General features: G+C 40.6%; 25 protein-coding genes. 21 read left to right on the forward strand and 4 right to left on the reverse strand.

Features of this window, described 5'->3' with window-relative positions; all coding sequences use genetic code 11:
• Positions 1–453: 453 nt before the first annotated feature.
• A complete protein-coding gene (locus QFX38_06960; GenBank protein ID MDI9624607.1) occupies positions 454–1,377 on the reverse strand; it encodes a hypothetical protein in 924 nt (307 codons plus the stop codon).
• A 69-nt stretch (positions 1,378–1,446) separates the two neighbouring features.
• Between QFX38_06960 and QFX38_06965 the strand changes: the two genes are divergently transcribed.
• The gene (locus tag QFX38_06965; protein MDI9624608.1) at positions 1,447–2,100 is read left to right on the forward strand and encodes a hypothetical protein; all 654 of its coding nucleotides are present in this window, start codon (positions 1,447–1,449) and stop codon (positions 2,098–2,100) included.
• Here QFX38_06965 and QFX38_06970 read toward each other — a convergent pair.
• The 3 genes from QFX38_06970 to aroE are packed head-to-tail and all read right to left on the reverse strand — an operon-like array spanning position 2,093 to position 5,211.
• Positions 2,093–3,388 carry a replication factor C large subunit gene (locus QFX38_06970; GenBank protein MDI9624609.1) on the reverse strand — a complete coding sequence of 432 codons (1,296 nt, stop codon included), beginning with the start codon at positions 3,386–3,388 and terminating at the stop codon, positions 2,093–2,095. The genes QFX38_06965 and QFX38_06970 overlap by 8 nt on opposite strands.
• A gap of 17 nt (positions 3,389–3,405) precedes the next feature.
• Positions 3,406–4,359, reverse strand: a complete 954-nt coding sequence (locus tag QFX38_06975; protein MDI9624610.1) for a replication factor C small subunit — start codon at positions 4,357–4,359, stop codon at positions 3,406–3,408.
• Positions 4,360–4,365: 6 nt separating this feature from the next.
• Positions 4,366–5,211, reverse strand: a complete 846-nt coding sequence (aroE, locus tag QFX38_06980) for a shikimate dehydrogenase (GenBank protein ID MDI9624611.1) — start codon at positions 5,209–5,211, stop codon at positions 4,366–4,368.
• 105 nt (positions 5,212–5,316) lie between these two features.
• Between aroE and QFX38_06985 the strand changes: the two genes are divergently transcribed.
• From QFX38_06985 to QFX38_07080, 20 genes are all read left to right on the forward strand, one after another.
• Positions 5,317–5,979: an RNA ligase partner protein gene (locus QFX38_06985; protein ID MDI9624612.1), complete on the forward strand. Its 663-nt coding sequence runs from the start codon at positions 5,317–5,319 to the stop codon at positions 5,977–5,979.
• A 25-nt stretch (positions 5,980–6,004) separates the two neighbouring features.
• Positions 6,005–7,282: a histidine--tRNA ligase gene (hisS, locus tag QFX38_06990; protein ID MDI9624613.1), complete on the forward strand. Its 1,278-nt coding sequence runs from the start codon at positions 6,005–6,007 to the stop codon at positions 7,280–7,282.
• Positions 7,282–7,665 (forward strand): phosphoribosyl-AMP cyclohydrolase, encoded by a 384-nt coding sequence (hisI, locus tag QFX38_06995; protein ID MDI9624614.1) that lies wholly within the window; start codon positions 7,282–7,284, stop codon positions 7,663–7,665. Before hisS ends, hisI begins: the two co-directional genes overlap by 1 nt.
• 6 nt (positions 7,666–7,671) lie before the next feature.
• Positions 7,672–9,498 (forward strand): PINc/VapC family ATPase, encoded by a 1,827-nt coding sequence (locus QFX38_07000; protein ID MDI9624615.1) that lies wholly within the window; start codon positions 7,672–7,674, stop codon positions 9,496–9,498.
• A gap of 17 nt (positions 9,499–9,515) precedes the next feature.
• Positions 9,516–10,262 (forward strand): sugar phosphate isomerase/epimerase, encoded by a 747-nt coding sequence (locus QFX38_07005; protein ID MDI9624616.1) that lies wholly within the window; start codon positions 9,516–9,518, stop codon positions 10,260–10,262.
• 21 nt (positions 10,263–10,283) lie between these two features.
• Positions 10,284–10,952 carry an NADPH-dependent F420 reductase gene (npdG, locus tag QFX38_07010; protein ID MDI9624617.1) on the forward strand — a complete coding sequence of 223 codons (669 nt, stop codon included), beginning with the start codon at positions 10,284–10,286 and terminating at the stop codon, positions 10,950–10,952.
• 14 nt (positions 10,953–10,966) lie between these two features.
• A complete protein-coding gene (locus tag QFX38_07015) occupies positions 10,967–11,377 on the forward strand; it encodes an SIS domain-containing protein (GenBank protein MDI9624618.1) in 411 nt (136 codons plus the stop codon).
• Positions 11,322–11,525 (forward strand): hypothetical protein, encoded by a 204-nt coding sequence (locus tag QFX38_07020; GenBank protein MDI9624619.1) that lies wholly within the window; start codon positions 11,322–11,324, stop codon positions 11,523–11,525. The genes QFX38_07015 and QFX38_07020 overlap by 56 nt, the downstream gene beginning before the upstream one ends.
• 13 nt (positions 11,526–11,538) lie before the next feature.
• Complete coding sequence (gene endA / locus QFX38_07025) at positions 11,539–12,045, forward strand: tRNA-intron lyase (protein MDI9624620.1); 507 nt, start codon at positions 11,539–11,541, stop codon at positions 12,043–12,045.
• 16 nt (positions 12,046–12,061) lie between these two features.
• Positions 12,062–13,159, forward strand: a complete 1,098-nt coding sequence (locus QFX38_07030; protein ID MDI9624621.1) for a tryptophan--tRNA ligase — start codon at positions 12,062–12,064, stop codon at positions 13,157–13,159.
• A gap of 2 nt (positions 13,160–13,161) precedes the next feature.
• Positions 13,162–13,764: a stage II sporulation protein M gene (locus QFX38_07035; GenBank protein MDI9624622.1), complete on the forward strand. Its 603-nt coding sequence runs from the start codon at positions 13,162–13,164 to the stop codon at positions 13,762–13,764.
• A gap of 10 nt (positions 13,765–13,774) precedes the next feature.
• Positions 13,775–14,983 (forward strand): threonine synthase, encoded by a 1,209-nt coding sequence (gene thrC, locus QFX38_07040; GenBank protein ID MDI9624623.1) that lies wholly within the window; start codon positions 13,775–13,777, stop codon positions 14,981–14,983.
• Between the two features lie 196 nt (positions 14,984–15,179).
• A complete protein-coding gene (locus tag QFX38_07045; protein MDI9624624.1) occupies positions 15,180–15,383 on the forward strand; it encodes an NFYB/HAP3 family transcription factor subunit in 204 nt (67 codons plus the stop codon).
• A gap of 205 nt (positions 15,384–15,588) precedes the next feature.
• Positions 15,589–15,960: a 50S ribosomal protein L7Ae gene (gene rpl7ae, locus QFX38_07050; protein ID MDI9624625.1), complete on the forward strand. Its 372-nt coding sequence runs from the start codon at positions 15,589–15,591 to the stop codon at positions 15,958–15,960.
• 14 nt (positions 15,961–15,974) lie between these two features.
• Positions 15,975–16,181, forward strand: a complete 207-nt coding sequence (locus tag QFX38_07055; GenBank protein MDI9624626.1) for a 30S ribosomal protein S28e — start codon at positions 15,975–15,977, stop codon at positions 16,179–16,181.
• 12 nt (positions 16,182–16,193) lie between these two features.
• On the forward strand, positions 16,194–16,361 hold the full coding sequence (locus tag QFX38_07060) for a 50S ribosomal protein L24e (GenBank protein MDI9624627.1): 168 nt from the start codon (positions 16,194–16,196) through the stop codon (positions 16,359–16,361).
• Between the two features lie 9 nt (positions 16,362–16,370).
• Positions 16,371–16,829: a nucleoside-diphosphate kinase gene (ndk, locus tag QFX38_07065; GenBank protein MDI9624628.1), complete on the forward strand. Its 459-nt coding sequence runs from the start codon at positions 16,371–16,373 to the stop codon at positions 16,827–16,829.
• 5 nt (positions 16,830–16,834) lie between these two features.
• Positions 16,835–18,616 carry a translation initiation factor IF-2 gene (gene infB, locus QFX38_07070; GenBank protein ID MDI9624629.1) on the forward strand — a complete coding sequence of 594 codons (1,782 nt, stop codon included), beginning with the start codon at positions 16,835–16,837 and terminating at the stop codon, positions 18,614–18,616.
• An 18-nt stretch (positions 18,617–18,634) separates the two neighbouring features.
• Positions 18,635–19,015, forward strand: coding sequence for a 30S ribosomal protein S6e (locus QFX38_07075; GenBank protein MDI9624630.1), 381 nt, complete (start codon positions 18,635–18,637; stop codon positions 19,013–19,015).
• Between the two features lie 23 nt (positions 19,016–19,038).
• Positions 19,039–20,265, forward strand: coding sequence for a translation initiation factor IF-2 subunit gamma (locus tag QFX38_07080; protein MDI9624631.1), 1,227 nt, complete (start codon positions 19,039–19,041; stop codon positions 20,263–20,265).
• The last annotated feature ends 1 nt before the right edge of the window (position 20,266 follow it).

Here is a 20,266-nt window from a genome sequence, read left to right on the forward strand (position 1 = left end):
CCATAAAGGCATAATTGTACACGCATATCTCGCATCAATTTCTACAATCAAAAAAATATAGTGGCAACTAAAGGGCTGTGAATACTTTCTCAAAAAGTTTTACTCCTTCGAAAAAGTATTTGCCCCCCTCGTTGAATAACTTTGGATTTACTTTTAGGGTTACATAAAATAATAATCATCCGTTTAAGAAATTCAAGATTTAGGAGCAGTGAAGGTTCCAATAAAATCCATAACGATACCTTTTATTGCCTTGAAGATTGAGCCTAGCTTTAACCTTCTTTTCCAAAAGATACCACCCCACATCAGATCATTTATTTTAAGAATTCTCTATTCCAAATTTTTTTATTCCATTTCCAGGGGATCTATTCACACCCGAAATTAATGAGGAAGATGGGCGTTTAATGATAATGCCAAGTTCCATCACTTTAAATAATAATCATGAATGATTAAAATTTATGAGAATTTTTTGAATGAAGAAGGATTGAAACCGAATTTTATCAGTGTCTGTTTGTCTTCTTCTGTGAATTTACTTTCTGAGGTTGGTGGTACTGGTTTTCCACTTTTTGCTAATATGATCCCTCCTTTTTTTTGAGCTCCCATAAATTTGCCAGCGTCACCATTTATTATGATGGTGCCTGATCTCATGTCAATAGCTGTGAAATCATCAGCATCCCCATCTACTATCACGGTACCCCCACTTAGTAAAGCTCCAGTGTTCCTACCGACATTTCCATTGACTCTTACAACACCTTTTTTCATTAGTATGCCAGTGGAAAGATCCGCCTCGCCTTCATGTATTATATGGGCTTCCACGTCCAAACGCGCACCTATAGTGTCCCTTACACGTCCATCATTTATCGTGAGCCTATTACCAGTCAATGTTGCCCCTATAAGCTTTTCTCCTTGGAGGCCGTTTGTGACTATGTCTGTTATTGACTTGAATTTCTTATAGCCTTTTATGTCAGATTCTACCTCGACTAGGTTGCCAATTGGCTCTTTTATCTTGCCTTTAACATATATGCTTCCTCTTAGCATGCTTATACCCATTCGGGTGTCAACGTCACCATCTACGATAACATTGCCTACGTCTATTGCTTTTCCTGTTCCTCCGAAGAACTTTAGGTCGACTCCCATGCTTGAGCATAGTCTGTGGCCTGCGTCCCCTATTATTTTTAGCGTGCCTTTATTTTTCAAGTGTTCTACAATGTCTTTGTATGTGTGATCTGTTCCTGGTATTTGGTCCTCTGGTTCGAGTTCTTCGCCTTTTTGTTGCCAATAGAAATTGTAGGTGAAATCTGCTATACAATCTACGGGGCCTTCTGGTTCTATTTCGAGGATATTTTCCTTGTCACTTTTCCTTTTTAGGAGGTTGAACAACTTGCCCCACCTTTTATCTTTTATTATATTCTATATAGGTATGATGATAATTAAATTTTAGAGTATTAAATGGAGATCAAGATGGGAAAGGGTGAGGTTATCAGGTTCTTGTCTAGGATTGGTGTTGACACGAGATTTGTGAGTGTCATGGAAGATTCTATCATTATAAATAATCTTAGGTTTTCAAGGTTTTCCAGGAAACGAGAGGAACTTTTTAAAAAACATTATCCTAGTATGAAGGTTGTGAGGTCTAAGATCTTCCAGATGATCTGTTCAAGGGTTTCGCGCGTACTTTCAAGTGAATTGAAGCCCCATCAGAGGATACTCATCAAGGAGGGTGATGATCCTCTTTCATACACTTTATATGCTGTATTGGAGCCCTACACTAGGAAATATGGAGTCAAATTGGTGAGTAGAGGAGGGTTTGATGTTATCGCATGCCCATTAACACTTGATCATATAATCGCTGATGCGATAGAGAAAATGATAAATGGTAAGTTGATCGCTGGTCCCCCATGGGAGGATGGTAGGGGTAGGTTATTGTATCCTTTGTCTAAGGTGCCTGTAGCTTGGATTGAAAGATGGTTGGGGGTCGGGCCGATAAAAGTGACAAGGGATGCTGTTGTCCGAGAGTTTATTGGATTCTTTGAGGAGGTTTTTCCACAGTTTAGGGAGAATATGTTGAAATCTTTAAATTATATTAGGGATAGGGGGTTTATTTGAATTGTAGGAGTGTTGTCTGTTTTTCCCGGCGTGGAGGATCCCCTTTTTCTATCTTCTTGGGTTTTGTTTTTCTGCTTTTGCGCTGTTTTCTCTTCCCTTTTAGGATCTTGTATTCTTCATCTGTTAATTCTAAGTACTTTTTAATCTCTTGGGCGGTTTTTTCATCTTCTAGGATTATCTTGAGGTAGGGGAGTGTTGTGATAGCAACCTTTTTTGATATGTGGAGCTTTCTTGAAATCTTTTCTGCCAGGTTTTCTATTATTTGGCGTTTGGTTCTTGTCCTTCCGAGAAATCGGAATGATCCGGGGCCTGCATATCTTGTAAATTTTCTATAGGTTTTATCTTTTGATAAGGCTACTCCCACTCCTATATGTTCTGATGCGTAGCGCCAGTATATGTAATCTCTTGTCTGTGTTGCTCTTCCGAAGAATATGTCAGCGCGAGATAAGTGATTATAGGCTTTTTTTATTTCGTGGGGTTTTTCGTATTCTCTTGGGATGTTTTCTGCTGTGAATTCAAGTAATAGTTGGGGGTCTTCGTCGATTTGCATGGCCTCTTTTATATGCCTAATGTTTTTACTCTTTAAGATGGCTCTTATGGCATCGAATAGGCCCGGGAAAACATCTTTTTCACCAGCTTCTAGGAGTTCTGTTCCGATCTTTTTTTCCCCTTTTGCCATGGCTTCTAAGTCGTTTATTGCGGATCTTAGATCCCCATGTGATCTTTTTGCAAGTTCTCTTAGGATTTTAGGGTCTGCTTCGATGTTCTCTTTTTCGCAGATCCTTTTGAGATATGCTGCTATTGAGTTTGGGTGTGCCTTCCTAATGTTGATGATTTTACAAGCTGGTTTTATTGTTTGGAGTTTTTTACTGTAGGGATCATTGGCTGTTAAGACGATGGGATGTTTTGATTCTTTTATTATCTTGTTTATTGCACGGACTCCTCCACGGTCTTCGTTTCCATGGATGCCATCAACTTCATCTAGTATGATGAGTTTAAAGTTATCATTGAATAGTGATTTAGCAGTTGATGCTTCTCCTATAATGTTTATTAGGGTATCATAGGATCTTTTGTCACTGGCGTTAAGCTCTAATGTATCTGAGAAGTGGGATCCTATGATGTGGGCTAGTGTTGTCTTCCCTGTCCCTGGGGGTCCTACTAGTAAGAGTGGAGGTTGCGGTTTGCCATCTTTCCATTCTTTGATCCATTCTTTTATTTCTTCGATGGCTTTTTTGTTTCCAACCATTTCATTGAATGTTTTGGGGCGGTATTTTTCAGTCCATGCCATTCCTATTCTTCTCCAGATTATTCTCTTAGGAATGTTGTGAGGAGTGCTTCTAATTGTATTCTGGGATTTGCACCTTCTCTTATCCTGAAATCGTATTCTCCTATGGAATCGACGAATTTTATGTAGTTTTCGGCTTCTATGGATCCTTCCATGGCTAATCTTGAAACTTCTTGGTATATTTGGTCTACCATGTCTTCTCCGCTCACACCTTGTAATACCATTATTTCCCTTAGAATTTTTCTGGCGTCCATGAAATCTCCCTTTAGGGCTGTTTTTATCATTCTACGAACGTCTTTTGGCCTGGCCCTTGAGACGACTTCGTATATTGTGTCTTCGGTTATTTTTTCTTGTAGTGATGCTGCTGCTTGTAGTATGTTTATGGCTTTTCTAAGGTCGCCTTCTGAGAGGTATGCTATGACGTCGAGGGCTGTTGGTTCGTATTCTAGTTTTTCTTTTTTTGCAATGTATTCTAGTCTATCTTTTATCTGGTGGCCTTTAAGTGGTAGGAAGCGGAATATGGCGCATCTTGATTGTAGTGGTTCTATTATCCTTGATGAATAATTACAGGAGAGTATGAATGCTGCTGTTTTCGTGTACATTTCCATTTCTCTTCTCAGGGCGTGTTGAGCGTCTCTTGTCATGTTATCTACTTCGTCGAGGAATATTATCCTGAATGGTGCTCCTATTGGTTTTAGGCGGCAGAAATTTTTAATGTTTGTCCTTACTGTGTCTATTCCTCTTGCATCAGAGGCGTTGAGTTCTAGGAAATTTTGTCTCCAATTTTTTCCTAGTATTTCCTTGGCGAGTGCTAATGCCGCTGTTGTTTTACCGACTCCTGCAGGTCCTGTGAACATGAGATTGGGCATGCTCTTCTGTTCAACATAACGTTTAAGCCGTGATATTATGTGTTCTTGTCCCACTATCTCTTCTAGTGTTCTTGGCCTGTATTTTTCAACCCATGGTCCTTCCAATTTTGATCACCCTATGGTTTTTAGTATTGCTTTTTCCATTATACTTGTGGGGGCTTCTTTCCCTGTCCATATTTTGAATGATTCTGCCCCTTGGTATACTAGCATTTTTATTCCTGATATTGTTTTGGCCCCTGCTTTTTCTGCTTCTTTTAATAATCTGGTCTTGGGCGGATTATAGACTAAATCTTTCACTATTAGGTTTTTGTGAAGTATGTCCGCGGTTGCGAGGGGCTTTGCATCGATATTAGGGTACATTCCAACTGGTGTGGTGTTGATGAGTATATCGGCGTCTTTGATTTTCTCTTTTAAGTGTTCTAGGCCGCCGGCGAATATTTTGATTCCTAGCTTTTCTTTCATGTCTTTTGCTATTCTTTTGGCGTTTTCAGGCGTTCTGTTGAGAATGTGTAGGCTCCCTATGTCGTAGGAGACTAGTTGGAATGCAATGGCCCTTGAGGCGCCACCAGCACCTAATATTATGATATTTTTGTCTTTGAGATTTGTCACCTCTTGAAGAGCTCTTACACAACCTGTACCATCTGTGTTGAAACCCCATACTTTCCCTTTTTCTAATTTTAGGGTGTTAACTGCCCCTATAAGTTTTGCTGTTTCATCTATTTTATCAATATATTTTAGTATGTGTACTTTGTGTGGGATTGTAACATTAAGGCCCTTTATGTTAAAGGTTTTCATGGCTTCTATCGCTTTTTTTGCCATTCCCTTTTTCACGTGGAAGGCTACATATACATAGTCTAGGTTTAGGTGATTGAATGCAGCGTTATGCATGATGGGTGATAGGCTGTGTTCTACCGGATCCCCTATCACTCCAATGATCTTGGTTTTTCCTGTTATCATTTCAGGAGCCTCCTCTTTTCTTAATTCCTTTGTGGGTAGATCCCAAGTATATTTATTTGTTGATGATGATAATATATTCTATCACGATCATTAGAGGGGATAAATGTGCTCGCAAAACAAAGATTTGTACTTGATACAACTGCATTTACTGATAATCAGTTGAGGGATATGATGGGCGCTGGGGATCTCCATGAAGCGGTTGATAAGCTCCTTGATCTTATAGCAAGATCTCGTATAAGATTAAATATAAGCTGTCATATGCCCCCAGTAACTTATAAGGAGTTCACTGATTATATGAATAGGTATGGTTGCCCGGCTGATATACTTGTGAAGGCAGAAACATGGATAGTGAAGAAGACACCAAACCGTTATGACACTCAGATACCATCTCAGGTGTTCTTTGAGTATGTTAGGGATATAAGGGAGAGGATGAACAAGGGTATGAGGATTTCAGAGGCTGCCATATGGGAAGCTGCAGTGGAAGCTATGGTGATGGCCTCAAAGGGTGTTAAAAAGAGTAAGATAGAAATGGAAGTGATAGGGGGGGCTATAAAAGATTTCAGGAAAAAATATAGGGGCGCCCTCCGTAAGGGGACTCTTGACAGCGCCCCAGATCTTGATGTTTTATTGTTGGCTAAGGAACTGGGTGCTGGTGTTGTCGCGGCGGATGAGGGTATCCAAGTATGGGCTGAAAGATTAGGTTTAAGATTCCTTGATGCATTATCATTCCCTAAAATGTTGGAGGAATATCTTAAATATTATGAATAATCCAACTTGATTGGGAGGAAAATAGATGGAGATAACAAGGCCGCGTGGTACAAGAGATTTCCTCTTCGAAGAGATGAAAATGAGAAAAGAAGTGGAAAGAACCTTGAAACGAGTCTTTGAAACTTATGGTTATCATGAGATAAAAACTCCGATCTTCGAAGATTTGAAACTTTTCACTCTAAAATCTGGGGAAGAGATAGTGAAACAGATTTACCATTTCAAGGATAAAGCGAACAGGGATTTGGCTTTGAGGCCAGAGCTCACAGCACCAGTTGCTAGATTATATTTGAATGAGATGAGAAAACATCCGAAGCCTATAAAAATGTACTATTATGGGAGTTGTTTCAGGTATGAGAGGCCACAGGCTGGTAGGTTCAGACAATTCTGGCAGTTTGGATGCGAACTTGTGGGTGCGGAATCCCCACAAGGGGAAGCAGAGGTGATAGCATTAGCAGTGCATTGTCTGCGAGAGCTTGGCCTCAAAGAATACAAGTTACATATAGGACACCTTGGGATACTCAGAGGCATATTAGAAGATGCTGGGATAAAGGGGGAATTGCAGGATAGGATAATGGGTCTAATTGATAAAGGGGATGTGCAGGAACTTAAACTTCACCTGGAAAATGTAGAAGCAGATGAAAGCATGAAAAATTTGTTATTATCTATTATAGGCATGGAAGGTGGCCTAGGATTGCTTGAAAATGTTAAGAAGATGGTTGAAGGTTGTGAACCCGCCCTGGAGTCTATAGATAATCTCAGAGAGCTTATAAGACTCTTAGATGATTTTAAAGTTGAAGAGTATGTCCTTGATTTGGGGATTGCGAGGGGATTAGACTATTACACTGGCATAGTATTTGAGATTTATGTACCATCTTTGGGAGCCCAGAAACAGATTTGTGGAGGAGGCACATATAACCTCATAGAATTGTTCAGTGGTGAAAAAATCCAATCAACAGGATTCGCCTTCGGATTTGACAGACTAGTAGCCGCTCTCAAAAAACAAAAAGATGAGCCTTTCCAATTCGCAAAGGTTTTCGTGGCGCCTGTTTCGGATTCAACTCGTCCAACGGCTTACAGGATAGTCCAGGAGCTCCGAGAGGAGGGCGTGCCTTCAGATGTTGATCTTTCAGGTCGTAAACTGAGGAAAATATTATCATATGCAGATCATCTCAACGTGGAAAAGGTAATCCTCGTAGGTGAAAGAGACCTCAAAGATGGTAAAGTCACTATAAAAGACATGAAAACAGGCTCCCAAGAGCTTGTAGAAATTGACAAAATAACAGAATATCTAAAGGAGGAATAATGATTTTAAATTTCAGGCACGAGATAGGCGGAGAGAAGCTTATAATAGCAATAGCACAGGATAAAAATACTAAAGAGATCCTAATGGTAGCCTATATGAACAAAGAAGCCTTAGAACGTACGATAGAGACTGGTATGGCCCATTACTGGAGCACTTCAAGAAAAAAAGTCTGGTTGAAAGGTGAAAGTTCAGGTCACATCCAGAAAGTAAATGAAATACTCGTGGATTGTGACATGGACGCTATAATACTCAAGGTAGAACAAAAGGGTGGAGCATGCCATACCGGATACTACTCTTGCTTTTATAGGAAGTTAATCCCCCCAGAGAGGCTGGAGAATATAGGCCAGAAGGTTTTCAATCCTGAAGAAGTCTATAGGGGATGATATGGTATGAGAATAGTCCCAGATACAAGCGTTATCGTGGATGGTAGAATCACAGACATAGTACAGGAAGAGGAATTCAAGGGGAGTGAAGTTATAATACCAGAGGCGGTAGTTTCAGAACTAGAATATCAAGCTAACAGGGGGCGCGAAACTGGATTTAACGGTTTGGAAGAGCTTAAAAACTTGCAAGAGTTGAGTAAGGAGGATATAATCTCCCTGAGTTTCGTTGGTAGAAGACCCACACTAGATGAGATAGCCCTCGCAAAGGGTGGTGAAATAGATGCCATGATAAGGGGCACAGCCAGGGAACACGATGCCCTACTAGTTACAAGTGACAAGGTACAGGCAGAAGTTGCAAGAGCACAAGGACTAGAAGTAGTATACATACAACCAGAAGTCCTAGAATATGATAAACTCGAAATAAGCAAATACTTCGACAAGGACACAATGTCAGTCCACCTAAAAGAGAACGTTGTCCCCATGGCAAAAAAGGGAAAACCAGGAAAAATAAAACTTGTCAAGATAGGGTCCAAGCCACTTAAACGTTCAGAAATCAATAGGATGGCCCGTGAAATAGTTGAAAGGGCTAAAAGCGACTTGAAAAGTTTCATTGAAATAGAAATGGAAGGTGCCACAGTCGTACAATTCCGCGAATATAGGATATCTATTGCAAGACCCCCATTTTCAGAGGCCATGGAGATAACAGCTGTAAGACCAGTTGCAAAGGTTTCACTGGAAGATTATAGCTTATCGGATGAACTAATGGAACGTCTAAGGGACACAGCTAAGGGTATAATAATCGCCGGGGCCCCAGGCGCTGGTAAAAGCACGTTTGCCCAGGCGGTGGCCGAATTTTTCAGCAAGGAGTTGAATGCCATAGTCAAGACTATGGAATCCCCAAGGGATTTACAGGTAGGGGATGAGATAACACAATATGCTCCAATAGAAAGGGATATGCAAAAGACTGCTGACATACTACTTCTTGTAAGACCAGATTACACAATATATGACGAGCTACGGAAAACAAGGGACTTTAGGATATTTGCTGATATGCGCCTTGCAGGTGTGGGCATGGTTGGAGTGGTCCATGCCACAAGGCCCATAGACGCCATTCAGAGGATAATAGGACGAGTAGAACTTGGAATGATACCATCAATAGTAGATACAACCATATTCATCGAAGATGGGAAGATAAAAGCAGTTTATGACATTTCGTTGACGGTTAAAGTGCCAACTGGGATGGTGGAAGCGGACCTTGCAAGGCCGGTTATAGAAATCAGAGATTTTGAAACAGGAGATTTAGTATATGAGATTTATACTTATGGTGAACAGACCATAGTAATGGAAGTTTCTAGTGTAGCTGGAAGGAAAACTCCAGCTCAGTTAATAGTTGAGAGAGAAATTGAAAAGGAGTTCAGCAAACGGTTACCCCCTGGTAAATTCAAGGTCGAACTCGAATCTGATGAGAGGGCAAAGGTATGGGTTGAGGAAAAATATATACCCCAGATCATAGGCAAGAAGGGTAAAACCATCGAAGAGATCGAAAATAGTATAGGAATAGGCATTAACATAGAACCTCTCAAAAAGGTAGAGGAAAAGGGTTTGATAAAAGTTCCAGTGGACATATCCGGGAATTATGTGGTACTAGAATTTGGTAAAGATTCTATAGGAGTATCCTATGATATACTACTAGATGAAGAATATTTGTTCACAGCTACTGTAGGTAAAAAAGGCACTATAAGGATAAAAAAGGATATTGAATTGGCAGAGATGATATTAGAGGCTGTTAAAAAGGGTGTGCCAATAAAAGCCCGGGTAAGATCGGAAACATAATATTGGAGGGTCTATTTTTGGATTTTGGAATTTCAACATTGGCTTTACATCCAGCACCACCTGATGTCACTTTAGAATACATAGAAGGACTCGGGATCAACTATTGTGAGATAATCAATGAATACCCACTAGATAGGATAGAGGAGGATTTAACAGGCTCATACTCCCTCCAATATATAGTACATGCTCCAATTTCCGATGTTAACATAGCCTCCCCCAACAATAGGATAAGAAGATCATCAATAATGGAGATAAAATCTTCACTGGATTTGGCAGCGCGCCTAGACTCGGATAAGCTAATATTACACCCGGGTAGTGTACCATTCCTTGCAAGAGTATACAAAGACAGAATATTAGAATATAATCTTGGATCCCTCAAAGAACTTAAAGAGTATGCTGATGATCTAGGCGTGACACTCTGCCTCGAAAACATGCCAAAAATGGAAAAATACCTTTACAGTAACTTAAAGGAACTACAAAGAATAGTAGAGGAACTTGGAATCATGGCCACTTTCGATATCGGCCACGCCCACACCATGGGTTACACAACCACAGACATTAAGATGGAACTAATAGGCCATGTACACCTTTCAGATAACAATGGCCTAGAAGATTCACATAACGCCCTCGGAACAGGGAGCATAAATTTTCCTAAAGTATTCGAGAACCTTAAAGGATATGATGGTATCTTAACAATTGAAGTGAAGAGTAAAGAGGAGTTAATTGAAAGTTTAACTTTCCTTGAAAAATTAAACCTACTCTAAGAGGGGATAAGGTGATGTCTAATGAATAGGAAAATTGCTATAATAGGTGGAACTGGAGATCAGGGTATGGGATTGGCCCTAAGATTAGCGATGGCGGGTGAAAGTGTTATCATAGGCTCTAGGGATGCTAAGAGAGCCCAGGATACCGTGGATAAGATAAAAGAGATGACCGGAGATCCTGGGTTGAAATTGGAAGGTATGAGAAATGAGGATGCTGCCAGCCTAGCAGATATCATAGTATTAACAGTGCCATTACATGCTCAGATGGCAACCCTAAAGTCTATAAAAGATCAGGTCAAGGATAAGATCTTTATAGATGCTACGGTACCCCTTGAAAGTTCGATTGGCGGGTCCGGTGTAAAATACCTTGATCTCTGGGATGGTTCAGCCGCTGAAAGATCCGCGAAGTTCCTAGAAGATGCGACCGTAGTATCAGCATTTAACAACATAAGCGCTTATAGCCTACTAAATTTCAAAAAGGATGTGGAATGTGACTGCCTCATAACATCAGATGATGAAAAAGCCAAGAAGGTCGTGATAGAACTCGCAGAGAAAATACCAGGAGTCAGAGGCATAGACTGCGGATCCTTGGAAAATGCAAGGATAATCGAGAAGATAACACCACTACTCATAAACCTAAACATGAAAAATAAGATAAAAAATGCTGGTATAAGGATAACAAATATCTAAGGAAATCCAAAAAAATGTACTTCAAAAGGACCATAAAAAGGATAATAGAACATGCCCAGAATGTTGAGAAAAAAATCAAAAAAGAAGACCTAGATGAGATCCTGAACCTAATCAACAGATCAAAATCCATATTTGTACTGGGAAGTGGCAGGTCAAAATTAGTAGGCGAAGCATTTGCAATGAGACTCGCACAACTAAGACTAAATGTTCATGTAATCGGAGATTCTACAACAATATCACCCAAAAAGGGCGATCTTATTATAGTCATTTCAAGTTCTGGGAGTACAAGCTACATAATAAAAGAAACCCAAAGATTAAAAAATAAAGGTGCCGAGATCCTCGGAGTGACAGCAAATCGAGAATCAGAACTTGCAAAAAAAATCCAAGATCATAATAGATGTAGGCCCATGGAGAGATTACAATGAAGCGATAAAGGCCGGGGAAACCACTGATGAAGTACCTCTTGGAACATTATATGAGGATACAAGCCTCCTAATATTAGATGGTGTAATATACGAGTTAATGAGAAAACTTAAAAAAGGAGAAAAAGACCTTGCAGAAGCACACTACTAGAGGGTGAGAAGACTTGGATGGTCAACTCGCAGGTAACACAGTAACAGTACAAGGAGATCCCAAGGCTTTACGCCTAAACCAGAAAAGCCATTATGGTAACCTAGAAGGTGACCAATTAAAACTTTCACTGGTGGAGGCGGCCTACTTACAAGGAAAGGGCAAACTTTCAATATGGGATGGCGACAAGGAGATAAGCTTCAATGAGCTCATATCCATCCTAAACAGGCGCGGCTTATACCAGAAGTTCATAGTCTATAGGGATCTTCGAGACAGGGGTTACATAGTAAAAACAGGTTTCAAATATGGTTCAGAATTCAGGGTATATGAGAGGGGTGAAACCCCAACTAGGAACCATTCAAGTTACCTTGTAAGGATAGTACACGAAAGTACAAAACTTAAAATCCTAGATTTTTCGAGTTATGTGAGAGTCGCCCATGGCGTGAGAAAAAAATTAATCCTTGCAGTAGTTGATGACGAAGAAGACGTCACCTACTACATGGTAGAATGGATCAGACCATAAAAAAAAGGGTGGGAAAATGATAGACCCATGGAGTTCAAGCATACTAGAATACAATGAGATAATGAAAAACTTCGGCATAAAACCCTTCAAAGGAATCATAGATAAGATAAAGGATCCTCACTGGCTCATGAGAAGGGGTATAATATTCGGTCATAGAGACTATGAGAGGATACTCACGGCCATGGATGAGGAAAAGGATTTCGCAGTGGTAACTGGGATGATGCCCAGTGGGAGGATGCACATTGGACATAAGATGGTGGTTGACCAGCTCATCTGGTATGATGAACACGGGGCGGAAATCTACATTCCAATAGCTGATATGGAATCCTATTCTGCACGCGACATCGACTTTGAGGAATCGAGGGAACTCGCAGTCAAAGAATATATAAGTAATTATATAGCATTGGGTCTAGACCTTACAAAGGATAACATTCATGTATATTTGCAATCTGAGAATCTCCTAGTAGAGGATCTTGCTTATATATTCGCGAAGAAGGTTAATTTTAACGAGTTAAGGGCTATCTATGGTTTCACTGGTTCGACTAACATGGCACATGTTTATGTCCCGCTTATACAAGCCGCTGATATACTACACCCCCAATTGGAGGAACATGGGGGTCCAAGACCAACCCTTGTACCAGTGGGGCCTGATCAGGATCCTCACATACGTCTTACGAGGGATATAGCATCCCGTCTTGAGAAAAGGTATGGTTTCATCCTCCCTTCTTCCACTTATCATAGGTTTATGAGGGGTCTTACTGGGGGTAAAATGTCAAGTAGCAAGCCGTCCAGTGCAATATTTTTAACAGATTCCCTTGATGAAATCGAATGGAAGATTAGAAATGCTAAGACTGGTGGCAGAGAAACATTAGAGGAGCAGAGGAAACTCGGCGGAGTCCCCGAGGATTGTATAGTATATGAGATCCTGTTATATCATATGCTAGGATCTGATAAAGAGCTTGAAAAGATATATGAGGAGTGTAAGAATGGCACGCTTATGTGTGGTGAATGTAAGAGTAATGTCGCAGTTTATATGCGGAGATTTTTTGAAGAATTTTCAAAGAAGAGAAAAAGGGCCGAGAAAATCGCGGAATCCATACTTGAAAAGGTGTAACAATGGATATTAGAGAACTTTATAGGGAAAATAAAGGTTATCTTATCATATCCACGTTGATATTTGTAGGATCATTTTTTATAGGATATTTTATTTCAGGATTTCTAGATATGCTTTTAGCCCCTGTGATGAGAGAGTTTAAGAGGAGTGTCATAGAAGAGGGGATAACGATATTTTCTGTATTTTCGCATAATCTGCAGGCCATTTTTTTATTATATCTTGGTGGTTTATCTTTGGGTATCTTCACGGGCTTATTCCTTGCATTTAACGGAGTATTTATGGGATATTTCGCCACGAAGGTTCCAATGTTTGATTTTATTTTATTAGTGGCGCCTCATGGCATTTTTGAAATTCCAGGTCTTATAATTGCGAGCGTGGCTGGTTTCAGGTTATCAAGTTTCCTCATCCATTTTATAAGGGATCTTATAAAAGGTTCAGGATCATTCACTTTGAAATTGAAAAGATCTTTAAATGATAACATGAAAGAATTTAAGGATTCGTTACTCATATTCTTTATAGCTGTTATATTCATATTTATAGCTGCTATAATCGAATCAGAGTTCACATTATCATTATATTATATAATAAAAGGTTTTACGGGTTGAGGTTTTAGAGATGATAAGATGTATAAAATGTGGAATGGAGTATGGACTAAATGAGATAATATACACTTGTAAAGAGTGTGGTTCGATACTTGAAGTCATAATAGAACCTAAGGTTTCAAGGGATGTTTTTGAGGGTAGGAAGGAGACAATGTGGAAGTATAAAGAGTTCATGCCAGTTGATGAATCAAAGATAGTAACTCTCCAAGAAGGTGGAACACCCCTTATAAAATGTGATAATATAGGCAAAGACCTCGGAGTGAAATTATATGTTAAATTTGAGGGTGCTAACCCAACAGGAAGCTTCAAGGATAGGGGTATGAGCGTCGGCATAACTAAGGCCCTTGAGTTGGGGGTTAATAGTGTTGGATGCGCCTCAACGGGTAATACTTCAGCTTCTTTGGCTGCATATGCTGCGAGGGCCAACCTTGACTGTTTAGTGCTTTTACCCCAAGGTAAGGTCGCCCTTGGCAAGCTTGCCCAAGCCATGTTTCATGGTGCTAGGGTTTTGTCTGTGAAGGGTAATTTTGATGAGGCTCTTGAGGCTGTGACTAGGTTAGCTTTGATGGGTGAAGTTTACCTTCTTAATTCTGTGAATCCTTTCCGTTTAGAGGGTCAGAAGTCCATTGGATTTGAAATAGTTGATGAATTGGGTTGGAGATCTCCTGATCGTATTATATTACCGGTGGGTAATGCTGGTAACATATCAGCAGTATGGAAGGGTATAACCGAATTCTACCAGGCCGGTTTTATTGATGAAAGGCCCATGATGATTGGTATACAAGCGGAGGGCGCTTCTCCTATCGTTAACGCTTTTAAGAAGGGTGAGATGGAGATAGAGGTTGTTAAGAACCCTGAAACTGTTGCAACAGCTATACGTATAGGGGCTCCTGTGAGTTATCGTAAGGCTCTTCGGGCTATTTATGAGTCTGAAGGGCTTGCAGAGTCTGTGAGTGACGAGGAGATTTTGGAAGCTCAGAAACTCTTGGCGAGAAGGGAAGGTATAGGCGTTGAACCTGCTTCAGCAGCTTCCATAGCAGGTCTTATAAGGTTGTTGGATGAAGGAGAGATTGACAGGGGTGAAGAGATTGTCTGCATAGCAACTGGCCACCTCTTAAAAGATCCTGACACTGCTATAAGAGCCTGTGAGGAGCCAGTGGAAGTTGAAGCTGATATTAGTAGTTTATTAGAGGTTATAAGTGGAAAAACAAGTTCTGGGTAGATTTGTATTTTTTGGTTGTTTCTTTTTTCATTGGGCTCTCCTATAGTCTATTGTTTTTCATGAAATCTTGGATGATAATCTATTTTGATATCATGGGCGAAAAGTTAATGGTTGGCCGAGAGAATCTGCATGATCGGCGATATATTTATATAGAAGTAGTTTAATAGATCATATTTGTAAATTGAGGTGGTTGGTTATGGAATTGCCAATAGCCCCCATTGGGAGAATCATAAAAAATGCCGGTGCCGAGAGAGTTAGTGATGATGCAAGAGAAGCACTAGCCAAGGCCCTAGAAGCAAAAGGTGAAGAGATAGCAGCAGCGGCCATAAAATTCGCAAAACACGCCGGTAGAAAAACTGTTAAAGCAGAGGACATAGAATTGGCCGTTAAAAGGATATAAACTCTCTTAATTTCTTTCATTTTTTTCATTTTCCCGGGGAAAGTTTTATAAATAATAAAAGTAGAATAACATTATTATTAGTCCTAATTTTTTATTAGAAAAATTTTATATATTCCTACTAATATAAAAGGGTACTCACCAGTTCAGAGTATTGCTGATGGATGGTATATCAAAAAAAACCAGATGAAAAAGGAGGTAATATTTTATGGCGAAGGCAATTTACGTAAAATTCGATGTGCCAAAAGAATTAGCTGACAAAGCTATTGAAGCATTAGAGATAGCGAGAGACACGGGTAAGATAGCTAAGGGGACCAACGAGGTCACCAAAGCAGCTGAAAGAGGAGTTGCACAACTCATCCTAATAGCTGAGGATGTTGACCCGCCAGAGATAGTAGCCCACCTACCAGTCCTGGCAGAAGAAAAAGAAATACCATACGTATACTTACCTACAAAAGACGAACTAGGAGCAGCAGCCGGCTTAAACGTGCCCTCAGCATCCGCATGCATAATAGACCCTGGAGAATCAGAAGAATTAATAAAAGAAGTGATAGAAAAAGTCGAAGAACTCAAAAAATAGTATAGGTGATAATATTGGAAGAAGCAACCCCAGCAGAAGTCATCGAAGTCCTCAAAAGGACTGGGATGACAGGGGAAGTACTACAAGTGAAATGTAGAATATTAGAAGGAAGAGATAAAGGCAGAATACTCACAAGGAACGTGATGGGACCAGTAAGAGAAGGCGACATACTAATGCTACTGGACACCATCAGAGAAGCCAAAGAAATCAAAGCACCATAAAGGTGTAAAATCATGAGAACATGCTCATTCTGTAACCAAGAAATAGAACCAGGAACAGGAAAAATGTTCGTGAAAAGAGACGGTACAGTATACTTCTTTTGCAGCAGCAAATGCGAAAAGAACATGCTAAAACTCAAAAGAGTCCCCAGGAAAGTCAAATGGATCACAAAGAAAAAATAGTGATCTAAAATGGAAAGAACATTCATAATGTTAAAACCAGACGCCATCCAAAGAAGACTAACAGGAAAAATCATAACACGACTCGAAGAAAGAGGACTTAAAATAGTAGCCGCCAAGATGCTACACATCACAAGAGAACTTGCAATAGAACACTACCAAGAACACAAAGACAAACCATTCTTCAACAACCTCATAGATTATATAACATCAGCACCAGTACTGGCACTAGTAATAGAAGGCGAAAACAGTATCAAACTGACAAGGAAGATAGTCGGAGCCACCAACCCACAAGAAGCAGACCCAGGCACTATAAGAGGAGACTTCGCACTCCACACAGGGAGAAACATAATACACGCATCAGATTCACCCAAATCAGCTGAAAGGGAAATAAAACTATTCTTCAACGAAGATGAAATCTACGATTATACCATGCCAGATGAAAAAATAATATACGAACCTGGAGACTAAAAAAGATGAAAATAAGGTCGCCCATAGTATCAGTCCTCGGCCACGTAGACCATGGCAAAACAACCCTACTAGACCATATTAGGGGTACCGCCATCGCCACCAGAGAAGCCGGGGGCATAACACAACATATAGGGGCGACAGAAATCCCAATAGAAACAATAAAAGAAATATGTGGAGAATTCCTTGAAAGATTCTCTATAAAAGAAATATTACCCGGCCTGTTTTTCATCGACACACCAGGCCATGAAGCATTCACAACCCTCAGGAAAAGGGGCGGAGCCCTAGCAGATTTGGCCATACTAATCGTGGACATCAACGAGGGATTCAAGCCTCAGACTTATGAGGCTCTGAACATCCTCAAAATGTATAAGACACCATTCATAGTCGCGGCGAACAAAATAGACAAAATCCCAGGATGGCAAGTCCATGAGGACATGCCATTCATGGACACATTCCCACTACAAGCCGCTAACGTCCAAGAGAAACTTGAAACAAGGGTATATGAGCTTGTCGGCAGCCTCCACGAGGAAGGTTTCGCATCTGAACGCTTCGATAGGATAACAGACTTCACAAGTCAGGTGAGCATCATACCCATAAGTGCAAAGACAGGTGAAGGCATCCCAGAACTCTTAACGATGCTCATGGGCCTTGCACAACAATACCTCAAAAAACAGTTAGAAATAGAACCTAATGCACCAGCAAAGGGCACAGTACTAGAAGTCAAAGAGGAAAAAGGATTGGGAACAACATTAGACGCGGTCATCTATGATGGTATAATAAGGGACAACGACCAGATAGCCCTAGTAACTTCAGATGATATTATAATAACGAGGATAAGATCACTACTAAAGCCTAGGCCACTTGAAGAGATGAGGGAAACCCGGAGAAAATTTCAGAAAGTAGATGAGGTGGTGGCTGCCGCAGGTATAAAAATAGTAGCCCCAAACATAGATGATGTCATCCCTGGCTCACCCCTGAGGGTTATCCGAGATGATATAAAATCTATAAAGGATGAACTACAAAAAGAAATAGAAGATGTTAAGATAGCCACAAAAGATGAGGGCATAATTGTCAAAGCCGACACTCTAGGTTCACTTGAAGCCCTGGTAAAACTCCTAGAAGATATCAAAGTACCTATAAAAACCGCTGATATAGGTGATGTTTCAAGGAAGGACGTTGTCAATGCACAGATTGCAAAACAAGAAAACGAACTCTATGGTGTTATAATAGCCTTCAATGTAAAGGTTCTGCCCTCTGCCATGGAGGAAATCAAAGCTTCAAAGATAAAACTATTCCAAGGAAATGTAATCTACAAATTAATGGAAGAATACGAGGACTGGATGGAAGAAATCAAAGAGAAAAGGAAGAAAAAATGGATGGAGGCTATCATAAGACCCGCCAAGATAAGAATAATACCTAAGCTAGTGTTTAGACAGAGCAAACCAGCCATAGCAGGTATAGAAGTTCTCGCCGGAACCATAAAACAAGGCTACCCCATTATGACAAGTGAAGGCAAACCCCTTGGTAGGGTGGCCAGCATGCAAGACAAGGGCGAAAGCAGAAAATCCGCTAAAGTTGGGCAGAAATTGGCCATGGCAATAAGTGACGCCATATTCGGGAGGAACGTCCATGAAGGTGACATACTCTACGTTGACATCCCAGAAAAGCACTATAGGATCCTTATAGACAAACTCAGAAGCGATCTCACCGAAGACGAATATAATACACTCCAAGAAATAGCTAACATCAAAAGGAAAATGGATCCAACATGGGGGATCCAAAAATAGTATGGGAGGATGAAAACAGTGACTTTCAAAATAGTAATCTCAGATAAAGAAAAAAGCATCCAAATAGAAACCGACCCCTCACAGGAAAGAAAACTCATAGGACTCGCAATAGGGGACGAATTCGAAGGCTCAATAATCGGACTAAAAGGTTACAAGTTAAAGATAACTGGTGGAAGCGACAAGGACGGTTTCCCAATGAGAAAGGACATACCAGGCCCCAGACGGGTTAGAAGTCTAGTTTCAGCCGGTCCAGGTTACAGGCCAAAACGCAAAGGTGAAAGAAGACGCAAAACCCTAAGGGGTAACGTTATATCCGAGGATATAGTCCAAATAAATACCGTGGTAACCAAAAGGGGTGATAAACCCCTAGAAGAACTTATAAGTTCCGAAGAAGAATAAAAAAAACCTATAGGTGTATCCTTGTGAAAAAACAATCTGAGATAAACATCGGCCTTGTAGGACATGTCGACCACGGGAAGACAACACTTACAAAGGCTCTGTCAGGGGTGTGGACAGACACCCATAGCGAAGAAACCAAAAGGGGAATATCAATCCGCCTAGGATATGCGGATATAACCTTTAGGAAGTGTCCTAATTGTCCACCACCCCAATCCTACACAACAAAGGAAAAATGTGAACACTGCAATTCCAAGACAGAATTTTTAAGGAAAGTATCATTCGTCGACGCGCCAGGCCATGAAACACTCATGGCGACAATGTTATCCGGCGCCGCTATCATGGACGGCGCAATACTTGTAATAGCAGCCAACGAACCTTGCCCCCAACCACAAACAAAGGAACATCTCATGGCACTCGATGTCATAGGAGTTAAAGATGTTATTGTAGTCCAGAACAAGATAGACATTGTATCAAAAGAAAGAGCCTTGGAAAATTATAAGGAAATCAAGGAGTTCGTGAAGGGTACATGTGCAGCCGATGCGCCCATAATACCAGTATCAGCCCAACAAGGGGCCAACATCGACATATTAATCCAGGCAATAGAAGAGAATATTAAAACACCTAAAAGGGATCTTAAAAAACCGGCTAGGATGTACGTGGCCCGTTCTTTTGATATAAACAAGCCAGGAGCCACCCCAGACCAACTAAAGGGAGGGGTTATCGGCGGATCACTAATACAAGGCAAATTCAAGGTCGGGGATGAAATAGAGATAAAACCTGGAATACAACTCAAAAAGGATGGTAAAGCATCATGGAACAGCCTCTACTCTGAGATAGTTGGATTAGTTGCAGGTGGGGAGCCAATGGAAGAAGTTGGACCAGGAGGCCTTGTGGGTGTAGGTACAAAACTAGACCCATCACTTACAAAAGCAGATTCCCTATCAGGTTCAGTGGTGGGTGAACCAGACACACTACCACCTGTTAGGCACAGTCTCACCATTGAAACACACCTATTAGAAAGGATCGTTGGTACAGAAGAGGAGGCAAAGGTTGAACCTATAAGGACAAATGAACCCCTTATGATTAATGTAGGTACAACAACCACTGTAGGTGTTGTAACTTCTGCAAGGGAAAACGACGCTGATATCACATTAAAGTTACCTGTTTGCGCAGAGGATGGTCAGAGAATAGCATTATCAAGACGGATAGGTGCAAGATGGAGGCTGATAGGATATGGTATCATCAAATAGG

Origin of the sequence: Methanothermobacter sp. (assembly GCA_030055615.1) — an archaeon.
Classification (GTDB): Archaea; Methanobacteriota; Methanobacteria; order Methanobacteriales; family DSM-23052; genus Methanothermobacter_A.

Excerpts from the sequence above, each read along its gene's own strand:
- QFX38_06965 (MDI9624608.1), top strand. The coding sequence starts at position 1,447 with ATGGAGATCAAGATGGGAAAGGGTGAGGTTATCAGGTTCTTGTCTAGG.
- QFX38_06970 (MDI9624609.1), bottom strand. The coding sequence starts at position 3,388 with ATGGCATGGACTGAAAAATACCGCCCCAAAACATTCAATGAAATGGTT.
- aroE (MDI9624611.1), bottom strand. The coding sequence starts at position 5,211 with ATGATAACAGGAAAAACCAAGATCATTGGAGTGATAGGGGATCCGGTA.
- hisS (MDI9624613.1), top strand. The coding sequence starts at position 6,005 with ATGGAGATAACAAGGCCGCGTGGTACAAGAGATTTCCTCTTCGAAGAG.
- hisI (MDI9624614.1), top strand. The coding sequence starts at position 7,282 with ATGATTTTAAATTTCAGGCACGAGATAGGCGGAGAGAAGCTTATAATA.
- QFX38_07000 (MDI9624615.1), top strand. The coding sequence starts at position 7,672 with ATGAGAATAGTCCCAGATACAAGCGTTATCGTGGATGGTAGAATCACA.
- npdG (MDI9624617.1), top strand. The coding sequence starts at position 10,284 with ATGAATAGGAAAATTGCTATAATAGGTGGAACTGGAGATCAGGGTATG.
- QFX38_07015 (MDI9624618.1), top strand. The coding sequence starts at position 10,967 with ATGTACTTCAAAAGGACCATAAAAAGGATAATAGAACATGCCCAGAAT.
- QFX38_07030 (MDI9624621.1), top strand. The coding sequence starts at position 12,062 with ATGATAGACCCATGGAGTTCAAGCATACTAGAATACAATGAGATAATG.
- QFX38_07035 (MDI9624622.1), top strand. The coding sequence starts at position 13,162 with ATGGATATTAGAGAACTTTATAGGGAAAATAAAGGTTATCTTATCATA.
- thrC (MDI9624623.1), top strand. The coding sequence starts at position 13,775 with ATGATAAGATGTATAAAATGTGGAATGGAGTATGGACTAAATGAGATA.
- QFX38_07045 (MDI9624624.1), top strand. The coding sequence starts at position 15,180 with ATGGAATTGCCAATAGCCCCCATTGGGAGAATCATAAAAAATGCCGGT.
- rpl7ae (MDI9624625.1), top strand. The coding sequence starts at position 15,589 with ATGGCGAAGGCAATTTACGTAAAATTCGATGTGCCAAAAGAATTAGCT.
- QFX38_07060 (MDI9624627.1), top strand. The coding sequence starts at position 16,194 with ATGAGAACATGCTCATTCTGTAACCAAGAAATAGAACCAGGAACAGGA.
- ndk (MDI9624628.1), top strand. The coding sequence starts at position 16,371 with ATGGAAAGAACATTCATAATGTTAAAACCAGACGCCATCCAAAGAAGA.
- infB (MDI9624629.1), top strand. The coding sequence starts at position 16,835 with ATGAAAATAAGGTCGCCCATAGTATCAGTCCTCGGCCACGTAGACCAT.